Genomic DNA, 14905 nt, shown 5'->3' on the forward strand with positions numbered 1-14905 from the left:
CGATGCAGAGGTGAAACGCGTGGCCGAATCGGTCGTGAATGCTGACGGGCCTGACGGCCAACACGGGGGTGGCGACGCCACCCGCCGCGACTTCATCCACATTGCGGCAGGTGCGGCTGCGGCCGGTGCTGGCGTGATGGTGGCGTGGCCGCTGATCAACCAGATGAACCCGGCGGCCGACACCCTGGCCCTGGCGTCGATCGAATTCGATCTGACCAAGGTTCAGGAAGGCCAGCAGGTCGTCATCAAGTGGCAGGGCAAACCGGTCTTCGTGCGCTATCGCACTCCGGCCGAGCTGACCAAGGTCATCGACGAGGGCGCCGTGGGCAGCCCGCCGCAGACCGACGCCGAGCGCACCAAGGCCGGTCACGAGAAATATCTCGTCGTCATCGGCTCGTGCACCCACCTGGGCTGCGTGCCGACCTTCAACGCCGGCGAGTACGGCGGCTGGTTCTGCCCGTGCCACGGTTCGCACTACGACGCCTCGGGGCGTATCCGTAAGGGCCCGGCGCCGTTGAACCTGATCGTGCCGAACTACGAATACATGTCCGACACCCGCGTGAAGATCGGCTGAGGACGGACAGAGGAACCATGAGCGATCACGAATCCACTTACGTCCCGAAAACCGCTGTCGAGCGGTGGATGGACACGCGCCTGCCGATCATCCGTTTCGGCATGGACTATGCGAACCTGCCGACCCCGAGGAACCTGAACTACTGGTGGACCTTCGGCGGCATCCTGGCGCTCTGCCTGATGACCCAGATCATCACCGGCATCGTCCTGGCCATGCACTACACCCCGCACGTCGACATGGCCTTCGCCTCGGTCGAGCGCATCATGCGCGACGTGAACGGCGGCTGGCTGATCCGTTATGTGCACGCCAACGGCGCGTCGATGTTCTTCATCGCCGTCTATCTGCACATGCTGCGGGGCCTATACTACGGCTCCTACAAGGCGCCGCGCGAGATGATCTGGATCGTCGGTTGCGTGATCTTCTTCCTGATGATCGCCACCGCCTTCCTCGGCTACGTCCTGCCGTGGGGCCAGATGTCCTTCTGGGGCGCTGAGGTCATCACCAACCTGATCGGCGCCATTCCGGTCGTCGGCGAGCCGATCCTGATCTGGCTGCGTGGCGGCCCGGCGATCGACAATGCGACGCTGAACCGCTTCTTCTCGCTGCACTACCTGCTGCCGTTCGTCATCGCCGGCTGCGTTGTGCTGCACCTGTGGGCCCTGCACGCCGCCGGTCAGAACAACCCGGTCGGCATCCTGATCCCGAAGGACCGCGCCAAGAAGGACATGCTGCCCTTCCACCCGTACTTCACGGTCAAGGACGGCTTCGCGATCATCCTGTTCCTGATCCTGTTTGCGGTCTTCGTCTTCTATCAGCCGAACGCTCTGGGCCACGCCGACAACTACATCCCGGCCAACCCGCTGCAGACTCCGGCGCACATCGTGCCTGAGTGGTACATGCTGCCCTTCTACGCGATCCTGCGCGCCATTCCCGACAAGTTCGGCGGCGTGGTGGCCATGTTCGCGGCGATCGGCATCCTGTTCGTCCTGCCGTGGATCGATACGTCCAAGGTGCGCTCGATGCGTTACCGCCCGACGATGCGGACCTTCTTCATTATCTTCCTGTTCGTCTGCTTCGGACTGGGCTGGTGCGGCGCGCAACTGCCGGACGCTCCGGTCGTGCCGGGCATGCCCAGCTTCAACCTGATCGACGGCCAGCTGAACTCCTACCTGTGGCTGACCCGTTTGTTCACGCTGTACTATTTCGCCTTCCTTGGGCCGATCATGTTCTTCGTGGGACTGAAGGAAAAGCCGCTGCCGATCCCGGCGACGATCTCGGAGCCCGTGCTCCCGTCGACCGCAGCCGAGAAGGCGTGAGCGCGATGATGAGCAACGAGAAAAAGACCGTGTCCTTCCGCAAGATCCTTGTCTCTGTGACGGCCGCTGTCGGCCTGGTCGCCATCGCCGCTCCGGCGATGGCCGCCGGGGGCGCCAAGCATCCGCGCGACGGCGGCTTCAGCTTCGCCGGGCCGTTCGGCACCTTCGATCAGGGCCAGCTGCAACGCGGCTATAAGGTCTATCGCGAAGTCTGCGCCTCCTGCCACGGCATGGATATGGTGCACTTCCGCAACCTGGGCGATAAGCACGGCCCGTTCTGGAATCCGAAGTATCCGAACCCGAACGACAACCCGGTCGTGAAGGCGCTGGCCAAGGAAATCCAGGTCGGCGACATCGACTCGGAAACGGGCGAGGCCCTGATGCGCGACGCCACCACGGCCGACCGCTTCCCCAACCCCTATCCGAACCCGACGGCTGCGGCTGCGGCCAACGGCGGCGCCATGCCGCCGGACCTGTCGGTCATGGCCAAGGCGCGTCACGACGGCGCCAACTACATCTACTCGTTGCTGTCGGGCTATTCCGCTCCGCCGGCGGGTCTGAAGATGACCGAGACCCAGCACTACAACCCCTATATGGCCGGCGACATGACCCCGTTCTGGACCGGCAAGGGCGACGTGCCCAAGGGCGGCTTCATCGCCATGCCGCCGCCGCTGAGCGCCGGCCAGGTCACCTATGACGACGGCACCGAGGCGACGGTGGACCAGATGTCCAAGGACGTCGCCGCCTTCATCGCCTGGACCTCCGAGCCGAAGATGGTCGAGCGCAAGCAGATGGGCTTCGGCGTCATCATCTTCCTGCTGGCCTTCGCGGGCGTGACCTACGCCAGCTACCGCCGCATCTGGAAGGGCGTCGCCCACTAAGGCGCGATTGTCTGATCGAAACGAAAGAACCCGCCGGAGCGATCCGGCGGGTTTTTTCATGGCTGCTCAGCGCCTTTCGGCAGTCGACACCTGCGAGCGGGCTGACTACGGTCCCAGCATCGAATTCTCCGAGGGGTGAGCCTGTATGCGTATTTCATCTTCCATCGCCGTTCTGGCCTTTGCCGCCGCTCTGGGCGCGGCGGCCGCCGTACAGGCCCAGACCGCGCCGGCCTTCGACGCCGCGCGCATTTCCGAAGACATCCGCGTCCTGTCGGATGACAGCTTCGAGGGACGCGGCATCGCCACCCCGGCCGAGCAGAAGGTCATCGACTATCTGAGCCGCCAGTACGCCGCCGCTGGCTTCGCGCCGGGCGGTGAGAACGGCGGTTGGACCCAGGCGGTCGGGCTGAACCGTTTCGCCGTTTCCAACGTGGCGGGCCGGCTGAAGCTGGGCGACTGGAGCCAGTCGCTGACGCAGGGCCAGGAAGTCACCATGACGACGCGCCTGCCGGGCGCTGCGGTCGACCTGAAGGACAAGCCGCTGGTCTTCGTCGGCTATGGCATCAGTGCGCCCGAGCGTGATTGGAACGACTTCAAGACCGACGTGCGCGGCAAGGTCATCGTCGTCCTGGTCAATGACGCCGACTTTGAAGACCCGTCGCTGAACACCTTCGGCGGCGAGGCCATGACCTACTACGGCCGCTGGACCTACAAGTTCGAGGAAGCCGCGCGTCAGGGCGCTGCGGGCGTGCTGATCGTGCACGAGACCAAGCCCGCTTCCTACGGCTGGACCACGGTCGCCAACTCGTGGGGCGTGCCGCAGTTCGACATCGTGCGCGCTGATCCGGCGTCCGAACGCGTGGCGATGGAAGGTTGGATCCAGCGTGATCTGGCGGTCGATCTGTTCCGCCGCGCCGGGCTCGATTTCGAGCAGGAGAAGATCAAGGCGCGCAGCCGAGACTTCCAGCCGGTTGAGCTGAAGGGCGCGACGGTCGACGCCAGCTTCGACGTCGCCACCGACCGCATCGTCACCCACAACGTCGTGGCCAAGCTGGAAGGCTCGACCCATCCGGACGAGACCATCCTGTACACCGGCCACTGGGACCACATCGGCATGGGCGAGCCGGACGCCAACGGCGACCGCATCTTCAACGGCGCCATCGACAACGCATCGGGCACGGCCGGCCTTCTGGAACTGGCGCGTCAGTGGTCGGCCGGACCGAAGCCGGAACGCACCATCGTCATGATCAGCTTCACCGGCGAGGAAAGCGGCCTGCTGGGGTCGGAATTCTACGCCGCAAACCCGCTGTATCCGCTGGAGAAGACCGTCGGCGGCTTCAACCTGGACTCGGCCGCCGTGTTCGGCCGCATGAACAAGCTGGGCGTGACCGGCTATGGCCATTCGGAGCTGGACGAGCCGGTGATCGCGGCGGCGGCGGCGCAGGGACGCGGCTTCGTCGGCGATGCTGGGGCCGCAGCGGGCATCTACTTCCGCTCGGATCACTTCCCGCTGGCCAAGAAGGGCGTGCCGATGGCCTATCTGTCGTCGACCGGCGATTTCGTCGATGCGCCGATCGAGCCGCGTCAGGCCAAGGCCGCCGACTATCGCGCCAACCGCTACCACCAGGCGGCAGATGAGTGGGAGGCCGATTGGGACTACGCCGGCATGCTTCAGGACCTGGAAGTCATGTTCAAGGTCGGCCAGGACCTGGCTAACAGCCGTGACTGGCCCGAATGGAAGGCCGGTTCGGAGTTCGGCCCCGAGCGCGCCAAGAGCGCCGCTCAGCGCCGCTGATCCGTCTTTCGCGACGAACATGACGAAAATGTAAGGGGCGGCCTCGCAAGAGGCCGCCCTATGACTATCAAAACGGGCCTCGTGGGGGAGGCTGAAGGGAATCGCCATGCACCACCGCTTCATTCGCGGCGTCGCCGCCGCCGCCCTGCTGCTGGTTGCAGGCGCGGTCTCGGCCCAGGACTTTTCGGCCCAGCGCCTGTCGGATGAGATACGCATCATCAGCGCCGACGATTTCCAGGGCCGCTATCCGGGCACTGAGGGCGAGAAGAAGACGCTGGACTGGCTGCAGGCTCAGTATGAAGCCATGGGGATGGAGCCGGGCGGTCCTGACGGCCAATGGCTGCAGATCATCGACCTGAAGCGGCTGACGCCCAAGGGCCAGCCGACGCTGACCTGGTCTGGTGCGACGTCTCAGGGGCGAGCCCTGATCGCGGGCACGGACTTCACCCTGCGCGCGATGAACGATGCGGCGGCCGGTGAGGTGGCGAACGCACCCGTCGTCTTCGCCGGTTACGGGATCCATGCGCCCGAAAGGGGCTGGGACGACTATGGCGATCTGGATGTGACAGGGGCGGTCGTCCTGGTCGTGGCGGGCGAGCCTGACGGCGACCTGTTCAACGGCCCCTACGCCACCAACTATCAGTCCGCCGCCTACAAGGCCGACGAGGCCGAGCGGCGCGGCGCGGTCGCGGTTCTGACGATCATCGACGGCGACGCGGGCGCCGCTGCGTGGCGCCGCGAAACGGGCGGGGCGACGCGGACCCGTACCCTGACGCCCGGTTCGGCCGAACTGACGCTGAGCGGCGCCGTCAACCGTGATGCAGCCGCCGAAATGGGCGTGGATCTAGCGACGCTGAAGCCCCGGCTCCAGACCGGCGATTTCCGCGCCTTTCCGCTGGATGTGCGGATCACCGCCGCGGCCGAGGAGACGGTCGAAATCCTGCGCACCCACAATCTGCTGGCCCGCATCACCGGCAGCGAGCGCCCGAACGAGGTCATCATCTATTCGGCCCACTGGGACCATGTCGGCGTCAATGAGAATACCGCAGGCGACGACAAGATCTTCAACGGCGCCTGGGACAACGCCTCGGGCACCATCGGCGTGGTCGAAATGGCCCGTCAGTTGAAGGCCGCGCCGACGCCGAAACGCAGCATCGTCTTCGCCCATATGGCGGCGGAGGAAATGGGCCTGCTGGGCGCCTACGCCTATGTCGCCGATCCGGTCTATCCGCTGGAGACGACTGTAGCTGACATCAACATCGACATGCTGCCTCTCAGCGGCCCGACGAAGGACGTGCCGATCTTCGGCAAGGGGCAGAACAGCCTTGAGGACGACCTGCAGGCCCTGGCCGAGAAGGAGGGGCGTTATGTCTCCGACGACGGCCAGCCGGAGCAGAACTTCTATTATCGCTCGGACCACTTCCCCTTCGCCCGCGCCGGGGTCCCGGCCCTGATGCCGTGGCACGGCGTGGACTGGGTCGAGGGCGGACGCGAAGCGGGACTGGCGGCGTGGAAGGCCAAGTTCGGCGCCGACTATCACCGTCCCAGCGACGAATGGTCGGCGGACTGGGATCTGCGCTCAGCGGTCGAGAATCTGACTCTGCTGTATCGACTGGGTCTGGATCTGGCCAACGGCGACGAGTGGCCGACGTGGAAGCCGACGTCGGAGTTCGGCCAGGTCCGCGACCGCAGCGCGGCGGCGAGACGCTAGAGGCGGCTTAGGCGCAAGAAGAAAGACCCTCTGTCCATCGCCGGGCAGAGGGCCTTCTCATGTCAGCCTTTGACGGTCAGACCGCCGCCAGCGCCTGCTCCAGGTCGGCGATCAGGTCGTCGATGTGCTCGATGCCGACCGACAGACGGACGGTGTCCTCAGTCACGCCCGCCTTCTTCAGTTCATCGGGCGACAACTGGCGGTGGGTGGTCGAGGCTGGGTGGCAGACCAGCGACTTGGCGTCGCCGATGTTGACCAGTCGGGTGAACAGCTTGACCGCGTCCTGGAAGCGGGCGCCGGCCTCGCGGCCGCCCTTCACTCCGAAGGTCAGCAGACCCGAGGCCTTGCCGCCGAAATACTTCTGGATCAGGGCGTGATCCTTGTGCTCGGCCAGGCCCGCATAGTTGACCCAGTCGACCTTGGGGTGCGCCTTCAGCCACTGGGCGACGGCCGTGGCGTTCTCGACGTGGCGGTCCATGCGCAGGGCCAGCGTCTCCAGCCCCAGCAGGATCAGGAAGCTGTTGAACGGCGAGATGGCTGCGCCGGTGTTCCTCAACAGCACCGTACGCACCCGGCCGATGAAGGCCGCCGGGCCGAAGGCCTCGGTATAGACTACGCCGTGGTAGCTGACTTCCGGCTCGTTCAGGCGGCGGAAGCGTTCCTTGTGCTCGGCCCAGGGGAAGGTCCCGCCGTCGATGACGGCGCCGCCGATCGAGGTGCCGTGGCCGCCGATATATTTGGTCAGGGCGTGGACGACGATGTCGGCGCCATGCTCGATCGGCCGGGTCAGGTAGGGGGTCGGCACGGTGTTGTCGACGATCAGCGGCAGGCCTTGCGCGTGGGCGGCGTCGGCCAGGGCGGCGAAGTCCACCACATTGCCCAGCGGATTGCCGATGGATTCGCAGAAGACCGCCTTGGTCCGCTCATCCGTATTGGCCGCCACCGCCGCGATGTCGTCGGCGTCGATGAAGCGCACCTCGATGCCGTACTGGGGCAGGGTGTGGGCGAACAGGTTGTAGGTGCCGCCATACAGGGCGCCCGTGGCGATGATGTTGTCGCCGGCCTCGGCGATGGTCAGGATGGCATAGGTGATGGCCGCCATGCCCGAGGCCACGGTCAGGGCCGCGACCCCGCCCTCCAGCGCCGCCAGACGCTGCTCCAGCACGTCCGAGGTCGGGTTCATGATGCGGGTGTAGATGTTGCCCGCCACCTTCAGGTCGAACAGGTCGGCCCCGTGCTGGGTGTCGTCAAAGGCGTAGCTCGTGGTCTGATAGATGGGCACGGCCACCGATTTGGTGGTCGGATCGGGCGTATAGCCCGCGTGCACGGCGAGGGTGTCGAACTTCATGGCTTCCCTGGAGAATTTTCAGCGTCAGTCGGGCTGATTCATCCAGGGCTTCGGCGATACCCGCAAGGGCATAAGTTTTCAGCAATTCTATCAGGGCGGTCAGATTTTCTAACCGCCCTGAGAAAACGCCCTAGTTGTTGAACAGGAAATGCATCACATCCCCGTCCTTGACGATATAGGCCTTGCCTTCGGCGCGCATCTTGCCCGCTTCCTTGGCGCCCGCTTCGCCCTTCAGCGCGACATAGTCGTCGAAAGCGATGGTTTCGCCGCGGATGAAGCCCTTTTCGAAGTCGGTGTGGATCACGCCCGCCGCCTGCGGCGCGGTGGCGCCGACGGGGATGGTCCAGGCGCGCGCTTCCTTGGGGCCGACGGTGAAGTAGGTCTGCAGGCCCAGCAGTTTGTAGGCCTCGCGGATCAGGCGGTTCAGACCGGGCTCTTCCAGACCCAGGGTTTCGAGGAACTCTTTTTGCTCCTCGTCGTCCAGGACGGCGATTTCCGACTCGATCTGGGCCGAGATGACCACTGAGTTGGCGTTGTCCTCGGCGGCGCGCTTGGCGACCAGGTCGGACAGCTCATTGCCCTTGTCGGCCGAGCCTTCCTCGACGTTGGCGACGTAGAGGGCGGGCAGGGCGGTCAGCAGTTGCAGCATGTCCCAGGCCTTCTTGTCCTCCTTGGACACCTCGGCCAGACGCGCGGGCTTGCCGTCGCGCAGCTTTTCGAGCGCGGCGTCGATCAGCTTCAGGTTCAGCTGGGATTCCTTATCGCCGCCCTTGGCGCGCTTCTCGATCTGGACGCGGCGACGCTCCAGGCTCTCGAGGTCGGCCAGCATTAGCTCAGTCTCGATGATCTCGAGGTCCGAGATGGGGTCGATGCGGTTCTCGACGTGGGTAATGTCGTCATCGACGAAGCAGCGGGCGACGAAGGCGATGGCGTCGCAGTCGCGGATGTTGGCCAGGAACTGGTTGCCCAGGCCCTCGCCCTTCGACGCGCCGCGCACCAGGCCCGCCACGTCGACGAAGGTGATCCGCGCGGGGATGATCTCCTTGGACCCGGCGATGCCGGCCAGGACGTTCAGCCGCGGTTCCGGCACGGCCACGTCGCCGGTGTTCGGCTCGATGGTGCAGAACGGATAGTTGGCCGCTTGGGCCGCCGCCGTCTTGGTCAGGGCGTTGAACAGGGTGGACTTGCCGACGTTGGGCAAGCCGACGATCGCGACTTTCAGGGCCATGGTATTCCTCGTGAGCGCGAGCCTTTAGCCGGTTCGGGCCGGTTTGTCAGGCTCGCGCCGCCAAGAGAGCTTCTTACTCTTCCGAATCCACCACCGGGGGCTGCTTGATCGCCGCGTGGACGCTGATCGGACCGGCTTTTTCGAACGTCAGGGTGAAGGAGGCGATCCGGCCATCGACCAGAGGATCGCGCAGGCCCATCAGCATGATGTGGTTGCCGCCCGGCTTCAGCTCGACCGGCGTTCCGGCGGGCAGGGGCAGGCCGTCGTGCAGGTGGGCCATGCTCATGACGCCGTTCTCCATCTTCATCTCATGCACCTCGGCCGACTGGGCCAGAGCGGTCGAGACGCTGACCAGACGGTCGTCGGAACCCGCCGTCAGGGTCAGATAGCAGCCCCCGGCCTTGGCGCCGTTGGGCGTGGGGCGGCACCAGGCGTCGGCGACCTGGACCGTGCCGGGGGCGACCGTCGCGTCGACGACCTCGGCCGTTTTCTCGGCGGGCTGGCCGCAGGCGACGAGTGTGAGGGCGGCGGCCGACAGGGCGGTCAGGGCGAACAGACGTTTCATGTTGAAGCTCCTTATCAAGAGGCTGCGACGGGCTTGGACCCGGTGAACGCACGCACCGCTCGGTCGAGCAGCAGGGCGGCCACGAGGCTCAGTCCCGTCAAGGGATAGAGGATGGACAGGGGGATGACGATGCACAGCACGGCGATTCTTGCGCGCGAGCCGGGCGGAGCGGGCGGGGCGCCGGAATTGCGTCGCGACAGGCTGGGCGGGCGGCGCATCCACCACATGATCAGGCCGCTGATCGCCAGCAGCCAGACGGCGATGCAGCCGATCAGCATGACGATGCGGTTGATCCAGCCGTATTGCAGTCCCTGATGGACGGCGATGCCCCACTCAAAACTCTTGGCCATGACGCCGAACTGGCTCCAGCGCAGGTCGGCCTTCACCTCGCCGCTGACGCCGTCGACATAGAGGCTGCGGGCGTCCTCGGCCTTGCGGGTCTGGCGGGCGACGGTCCAGGCTAGATCGGAGGATTGGGGGATGCTGACGGTGAAGGGGCGCGGCAGGCCCTGTTCGTGGGTCGTCTGAAGCACGCGCGTCAGACTGGGAGCTGAGTGTGAGTGGCCATGCGCGTGGCTGTCGGCGGACAGGACTGCGTTCTCCAGCGTCCAACCCACGCCTGCCGGGGCGTCGTGAGGCTTGGCATGGCTCCAGGGGCTGGCGGCGGCGGGCGCGGGCGGGCGGCCCAGTCCGGTGCCGCGCATGACGCCCATGAACTGATCGCCCCAGACGGCCGACCACGGCATCCCCGTGGCCGCGAGGAAGATGATCACCCCGCCGACGTAGAAGCCGGTCAGGGCGTGGACATCGCGCCAGAAGGGACGTCGACGGGCGTCCGTCTCGCTGGGCTTCAGCACGGCGCCGGCGCGGCGGCGCGGCCACCACAGATAGAGGCCGGTGGCGCACAGGATGATGGCCCAGCCCGCGACGATCTCGACCAGAATGTTCAGCGCCGTGCCGATGGGGCCGCCGAACAGGCTGAGGGAGTGCAGCTTCTTGATCGTCTCGGTCACGCCGCCATAGGCGGTGACGCCGGTGACCGTGGCCGTATGCGGATCGACGAAGACGGTGCGCTGGGCGCCGTCGGGCCGGTCGACGCGCACGCGCACGGCCTGATCGGCGCGGTCAGGCACCAGCACATTCGCTGCCCGGCCTTCGCCCGCGCGGGCGGCGGCGGCCAGCCACTGATCGGGATCGGCCTGCTGAGCGCTGACCGGAACCTCGATCATGGAGCGATAGACGGCGTGGTCGATCTCGTCCTTGAACAGATAGAGGCCGCCCGTCAGCGTCAGCAGCATCAGGAACGGCATGACCAGCACTCCGGCGTAGAAGTGCCAGCGCCAGACGGTCCGATAGGCGCCGGACATCATGTCCGGCGCCTTGTTCTTGAGAGAGACGGTCATCAGTAGGCCAACCGCAGGCCGATGAAGACCGAACGGCCCTCGCCGGGGAAGAAGACGGCCGTCTGTGTTGTGCTGGCGTCCGTCACAGCCGAGAATTCGCCGACGTAGCGCTTGTCGGTCAGGTTGCGCGCGTCGATGTAGACTGAGGCGTTCGGGCCGATGTTGAAGCCGCCGGTCAGGCCCAGCACGACGTAGTCCGAAGCCTTCATGGTGTTGGCGTAGTCGACATAGGGGCTGGACAGCCGCCACTCGACCGACGGGGTGACGAAGACGCCCGTCGGATGGCGCCACGTCAGTTCGGCCCGGTATTGGTGCTCAGGCACGACCGGCAGGCGGTTGTCGCCCCAGCGCGCGTCGCCGTCGAAGCGGAAGTCGCTCCAGTTATAGACCTGACGCAGCATCAGCGACCCGTCCGCCAGTTCGACCGGCAGGGTCCAGTCCAGCCCGGCCTCGACGCCTTGGTGGATGGTCTTTTTGGCGTTGAAGGTGGCGGCGGGAATGTCGGGGCCGGTGATGAAGTTCAGCATCTCGCCCTCGATCCGGCTGCGATAGGCGACCAGATCCCAGGCCAGAGGCCCGCGACGGCCGCGCGTGCCGATCTCGCCGGTCCAGGCGTCCTGAACCTCGACCGGGGCGAAGCCGGCCAGCGGCGCCTGAACCAAGGCTCCATAGGTCGGCGGCTCGACCGAGCGGGTCAGGTTGGCGAAGACCTGGGCGCCGCTTTCCGCTTCCCACAACAGGCCGATGCGCGGCGAGAACCAGTCATAGGTCCGGCTGGCGTCATTGGCCGGGGTCATGCGGTCCAGATAGTCGCGCGTGGCGCGTCCCCAGGAACCACCCGCGACCAGGGCCAGTTGTTCGGTGACGAACAGCCGCCCCTCGGCGAAGACGTCCAGGCCGGAGGCGTTCTGACGCGCATCAGCCGTCTTGACGTCGCGCTGGCCCGCCAGGTTCACATAGCGCAGGGCCTCGACTTCTCCTTCGCGCCACGAGAAGCCGTAGAAGGCGTCGGCGCGCAGGCCGCCGACATTGCCGGTCCAGTCGATGCGGGCGAAGGCGCCGCGCGTCGTGCTGTCCTGATCCATCACCTGGAAGATCGGGTGATACAGCGACTTCTCCCAGCCCCAGATCGCGCCCTCGAACAGGGTGGATTCATTGAAGCGCCAGCGGGTCTGAAGCGTCAGCCGCTTGACCGTCAGGTCGCGGGCCTGATCGCCGGACAGGGCGCTGGCCGAGGCCATGCGCGGGGTCTCCAGCGCCTGTTTCAGGGTCAGGGAGCCGGGCATGTCCTGTTTGATGTCGGCGGCCTGAGCGATCAGGCGCACCTCGCGGTCTTCGCCGAACGAGCGGCCCGCATTGACCGTCAGGCGCCCCTGCGACTGCTGGCTGTGGTCGCGCCAGCCGTCGCCCTGCATCGCCGTGGCGGCGGCGTAGACATCCCAGTCGCCATAGGTCTCGGCGACGGCGCCGTGGGCGCGCGCGAAGCCGTAGCTGCCGCCCTCGACCTGCATCAGGGCGCGCTGGTTCGCCGTGCGGCCGGTGGGGGTGATCAGGTTGATCGCCCCGCCCAGCTGCGCTCCCCCGAAGCGCAGGGTGTTGGCGCCCTTCCACACCTCGACATAGCGGGCGCTGAGGGAGTCCACGCTCTGGAAGTCGGAAAAGCCGTCGGCGTCGGCGAAGGGCACGCCGTCCTGGGCGAACAGGACGCCGCGCTGGTGGAAGCCCTGGGCGATGCCCGACCCGCGAATGGACAGACGGCTTTCCTCGCCGAACCGCTTTTGCGCCAGAACGCCGGGGACATTGCGAAGAGTGTCGGAAAAGCCTTGGACGAAGCGGTCGGAGTAGCTTTCGGCCGACACCACGGCCACGGCGCCGGGGGTGCGGCTGAGACGGTCGCGGGCCTCCGCCACGACGGTCGGGTCTTCGGCGTTGCGGCGGCCGGTGACGATGATGCTGTCGACGACGGTGGGGCTGTCAGCGCCGGGCAGGTCGTAGGCGTGGGCAAGGGCGGGCGCCAGGCAGGCGCCGATCAGCAGGGCGCACGGCGCCGCAGCGGTCTTGAGAAACATGAAACTGAAGTCCTGAAAACAGAGGTGCAATCGCAGGCGTCGCTATTGGACGCGAGCGAGGCGGCAGGGGTTTCTGGTTTTCAGGCGTGAGGCGGCGCGCGCGACGGCGGACGCGGCGGAGCCCGGGCCGGGGGCGGCGGGCTGGCGATGAAGGGGGCGTAGACGACGGCCTGCGACAGACGCACGACCGGCGACGGCTCCGGCGCAGGAGGCGCAGGCAGGGCGGCCAGCAAGGGCATGATGCAGGCGGCGCATTTGGCGCCCATCTCGGCCTTGATCGGGCCGTCGACGCCGCCGGACTGGATGGTCTGGGGACCATCCGCTGAGCAGATGACGACGGGCTGGCCGGGCGTGGAGGCGGCCAGAGCCGCGAACGGCATCAGGCTGCCGATGACGATGGCGAACGTCGCGGCCAGGAAGGCCAGCGAGCGCCAGGTCGACCAGTTTTCTGCCTGAGAGCGGATCACGATGCAGGCCCCTTAAACCTTCCCATGCAGGGAAGCCAGACCATGCGGAGCGACCGACGGTCGCGCGGCGCCTCGACAATGCCGCTTTACCCGTGCCAGCGTGGCGGTCGAATAGCCATCGAGGATACGCATGATCCGCGCCATCGGACCCTTCGCTCTCGCCCTGCTTCTCGCGGCGCCCGCAAACGCGCAACAGGTGGAGGAGGGGCCGGGCGGTCCCGACCGCGTCTCACTGACGGTCTATAATCAGAACATCGCCCTGGTTGAGGACGTGCGGAACCTGAACGTGCCCGCCGGACGCTCTCGCCAGGAGTTTCCGGGCGTATCCGCCAGCATCCGGCCCGAGACGGTGGGGCTGTCGGGGCGCGGTTTGTCGGTGGTCGAGCAGAACTTCGACTATGACCTGCTGACGCCCGGCAAGCTGATGGAAAGCGCTGTCGGCAATGAGATCGGCATCGTCCGCACCAACCCCGGCTCGGGGGGGCAAACGACCGAGCGCGCGCGCGTGCTGGCGGCGAATCAAGGCGTGGTGCTGCAGATCGGCGACCGTATCGAGGTGCTGCGCGACGACGGCGTGCCGACGCGCGTCATCTTCGACCGGGTGCCGCAGAACCTGCGCCCCCGCCCGACGCTCAGCGTGACTCTGGACGCCGAAGGGGCAGGGCGGCGCGAGACGACCTTGTCCTATCTGACCAGCGGTCTGACGTGGAAGGCGGACTATGTCGCCCGTTTCGACGAGAAGGCGGGCAAGCTGGACCTGACCGGCTGGGTGACGCTGACGAACAACTCCGGCGCGACCTTCAGCAACGCCCAGACGCGGGTGGTGGCGGGCGACGTCAATCTGATCGGCAATCAGGGCGGCTATAATCCGCGCCAGCCGGTTCGCGGCGGCGGCGTGCGCGGCAATGGAACCCAGTCGGGCGGAGAAGGCGCTCTGGCCGACGTCTATGTCTATCCGCTTCCTGAGGCCGTCACCGTGGCCAACAATCAGACCAAGCAGGTCGGGCTGATCGACGCGGCCGGCGTGCCGGCGACCAAGCGTTATCTGCGGGTCATCAACGGCTTCTCCACCGCCGAACAGCCGATAGCGGCCGAGGTCGGGGTCATCTTCGCCAACGGATCAGGCGCCGCCGCGCGCGCCCTGCCTGCGGGCGTCATCCGCGTCTATGTGAAGGATGAGGCGGGCGAACCGCGCTTCATCGGCGAAAGCCAGGTCGATCACTCGCCCGCCGGGTCCGAGATCGTGGTGACGACCGGCGACGCCTTCGATGTGACGGTGCAGCCGCGTCTGGTGTCGTCCGAGCGGGTGTCCAAGCGGTTGGTCGACTATTTCCGCACCCGCTATGCGATGGAGTACACCGTCCGCAACGCCCGGCCCGAGGCGGTGACGGTCGAGGTGCGCCAGCGCGGTCTGGGCCGCGACACCGAACTGACGGACCAGAGCATCGAGGGCGAGATGCGCGATGCGCGCACCGTCGTCTGGCGCGTGCCGGTGCCCGCCAACGGCGAGACCAGGCTGACCGCGACCATCACGACGGGCGGCTGATC

At 66.7% G+C, this 14905-nt stretch carries 12 protein-coding genes; 6 read left to right on the forward strand and 6 right to left on the reverse strand.

What is annotated here, in order from left to right; translation table 11 throughout:
- Positions 1–19 precede the first annotated feature (19 nt).
- From petA to RSD66_RS07075, 5 genes are all read left to right on the forward strand, one after another.
- A complete protein-coding gene (gene petA / locus RSD66_RS07055; RefSeq protein ID WP_024353118.1) occupies positions 20–574 on the forward strand; it encodes a ubiquinol-cytochrome c reductase iron-sulfur subunit in 555 nt (184 codons plus the stop codon).
- A 17-nt stretch (positions 575–591) separates the two neighbouring features.
- The gene (locus RSD66_RS07060; protein WP_024353117.1) at positions 592–1890 is read left to right on the forward strand and encodes a cytochrome b; all 1299 of its coding nucleotides are present in this window, start codon (positions 592–594) and stop codon (positions 1888–1890) included.
- Positions 1891–1895: 5 nt separating this feature from the next.
- Complete coding sequence (locus RSD66_RS07065) at positions 1896–2771, forward strand: cytochrome c1 (RefSeq protein WP_024353116.1); 876 nt, start codon at positions 1896–1898, stop codon at positions 2769–2771.
- Between the two features lie 145 nt (positions 2772–2916).
- Positions 2917–4566 (forward strand): M28 family metallopeptidase, encoded by a 1650-nt coding sequence (locus RSD66_RS07070; protein ID WP_415289447.1) that lies wholly within the window; start codon positions 2917–2919, stop codon positions 4564–4566.
- Between the two features lie 106 nt (positions 4567–4672).
- Positions 4673–6277, forward strand: coding sequence for a M28 family peptidase (locus RSD66_RS07075; RefSeq protein ID WP_415289448.1), 1605 nt, complete (start codon positions 4673–4675; stop codon positions 6275–6277).
- Between the two features lie 76 nt (positions 6278–6353).
- Here RSD66_RS07075 and RSD66_RS07080 read toward each other — a convergent pair whose 3' ends face one another.
- From RSD66_RS07080 to RSD66_RS07105, 6 genes are all read right to left on the reverse strand, one after another.
- Positions 6354–7625 (reverse strand): O-acetylhomoserine aminocarboxypropyltransferase/cysteine synthase family protein, encoded by a 1272-nt coding sequence (locus tag RSD66_RS07080; RefSeq protein WP_415289449.1) that lies wholly within the window; start codon positions 7623–7625, stop codon positions 6354–6356.
- 130 nt (positions 7626–7755) lie between these two features.
- Complete coding sequence (gene ychF / locus RSD66_RS07085; protein ID WP_025978095.1) at positions 7756–8853, reverse strand: redox-regulated ATPase YchF; 1098 nt, start codon at positions 8851–8853, stop codon at positions 7756–7758.
- Between the two features lie 73 nt (positions 8854–8926).
- On the reverse strand, positions 8927–9418 hold the full coding sequence (locus RSD66_RS07090) for a copper chaperone PCu(A)C (protein ID WP_415289450.1): 492 nt from the start codon (positions 9416–9418) through the stop codon (positions 8927–8929).
- Between the two features lie 14 nt (positions 9419–9432).
- Positions 9433–10821, reverse strand: coding sequence for a PepSY-associated TM helix domain-containing protein (locus tag RSD66_RS07095; protein WP_415289451.1), 1389 nt, complete (start codon positions 10819–10821; stop codon positions 9433–9435).
- Positions 10821–12890: a TonB-dependent receptor family protein gene (locus tag RSD66_RS07100; RefSeq protein ID WP_415289452.1), complete on the reverse strand. Its 2070-nt coding sequence runs from the start codon at positions 12888–12890 to the stop codon at positions 10821–10823. Before RSD66_RS07100 ends, RSD66_RS07095 begins: the two co-directional genes overlap by 1 nt.
- An 80-nt stretch (positions 12891–12970) precedes the next feature.
- Positions 12971–13357 (reverse strand): DUF2946 family protein, encoded by a 387-nt coding sequence (locus RSD66_RS07105; protein WP_415289453.1) that lies wholly within the window; start codon positions 13355–13357, stop codon positions 12971–12973.
- A gap of 130 nt (positions 13358–13487) precedes the next feature.
- On the opposite strand from RSD66_RS07105, the gene RSD66_RS07110 reads away from it, so the two are divergent.
- The gene (locus tag RSD66_RS07110; protein ID WP_415289454.1) at positions 13488–14903 is read left to right on the forward strand and encodes a DUF4139 domain-containing protein; all 1416 of its coding nucleotides are present in this window, start codon (positions 13488–13490) and stop codon (positions 14901–14903) included.
- Positions 14904–14905: the final 2 nt, after the last annotated feature.

Source organism: Brevundimonas sp. S1H14, from assembly GCF_047716865.1.
In the GTDB taxonomy this organism is placed as follows: Bacteria; Pseudomonadota; Alphaproteobacteria; order Caulobacterales; family Caulobacteraceae; genus Brevundimonas; species Brevundimonas naejangsanensis.

What these genes read in the sequence shown, in the direction of transcription:
- RSD66_RS07060 (WP_024353117.1), top strand. Translation starts at nt 592, where the DNA reads ATGAGCGATCACGAATCCACTTACGTCCCGAAAACCGCTGTCGAGCGG.
- RSD66_RS07065 (WP_024353116.1), top strand. Translation starts at nt 1,896, where the DNA reads ATGATGAGCAACGAGAAAAAGACCGTGTCCTTCCGCAAGATCCTTGTC.
- RSD66_RS07070 (WP_415289447.1), top strand. Translation starts at nt 2,917, where the DNA reads ATGCGTATTTCATCTTCCATCGCCGTTCTGGCCTTTGCCGCCGCTCTG.
- RSD66_RS07075 (WP_415289448.1), top strand. Translation starts at nt 4,673, where the DNA reads ATGCACCACCGCTTCATTCGCGGCGTCGCCGCCGCCGCCCTGCTGCTG.
- RSD66_RS07080 (WP_415289449.1), bottom strand. Translation starts at nt 7,625, where the DNA reads ATGAAGTTCGACACCCTCGCCGTGCACGCGGGCTATACGCCCGATCCG.
- ychF (WP_025978095.1), bottom strand. Translation starts at nt 8,853, where the DNA reads ATGGCCCTGAAAGTCGCGATCGTCGGCTTGCCCAACGTCGGCAAGTCC.
- RSD66_RS07090 (WP_415289450.1), bottom strand. Translation starts at nt 9,418, where the DNA reads ATGAAACGTCTGTTCGCCCTGACCGCCCTGTCGGCCGCCGCCCTCACA.
- RSD66_RS07095 (WP_415289451.1), bottom strand. Translation starts at nt 10,821, where the DNA reads ATGACCGTCTCTCTCAAGAACAAGGCGCCGGACATGATGTCCGGCGCC.
- RSD66_RS07100 (WP_415289452.1), bottom strand. Translation starts at nt 12,890, where the DNA reads ATGTTTCTCAAGACCGCTGCGGCGCCGTGCGCCCTGCTGATCGGCGCC.
- RSD66_RS07110 (WP_415289454.1), top strand. Translation starts at nt 13,488, where the DNA reads ATGATCCGCGCCATCGGACCCTTCGCTCTCGCCCTGCTTCTCGCGGCG.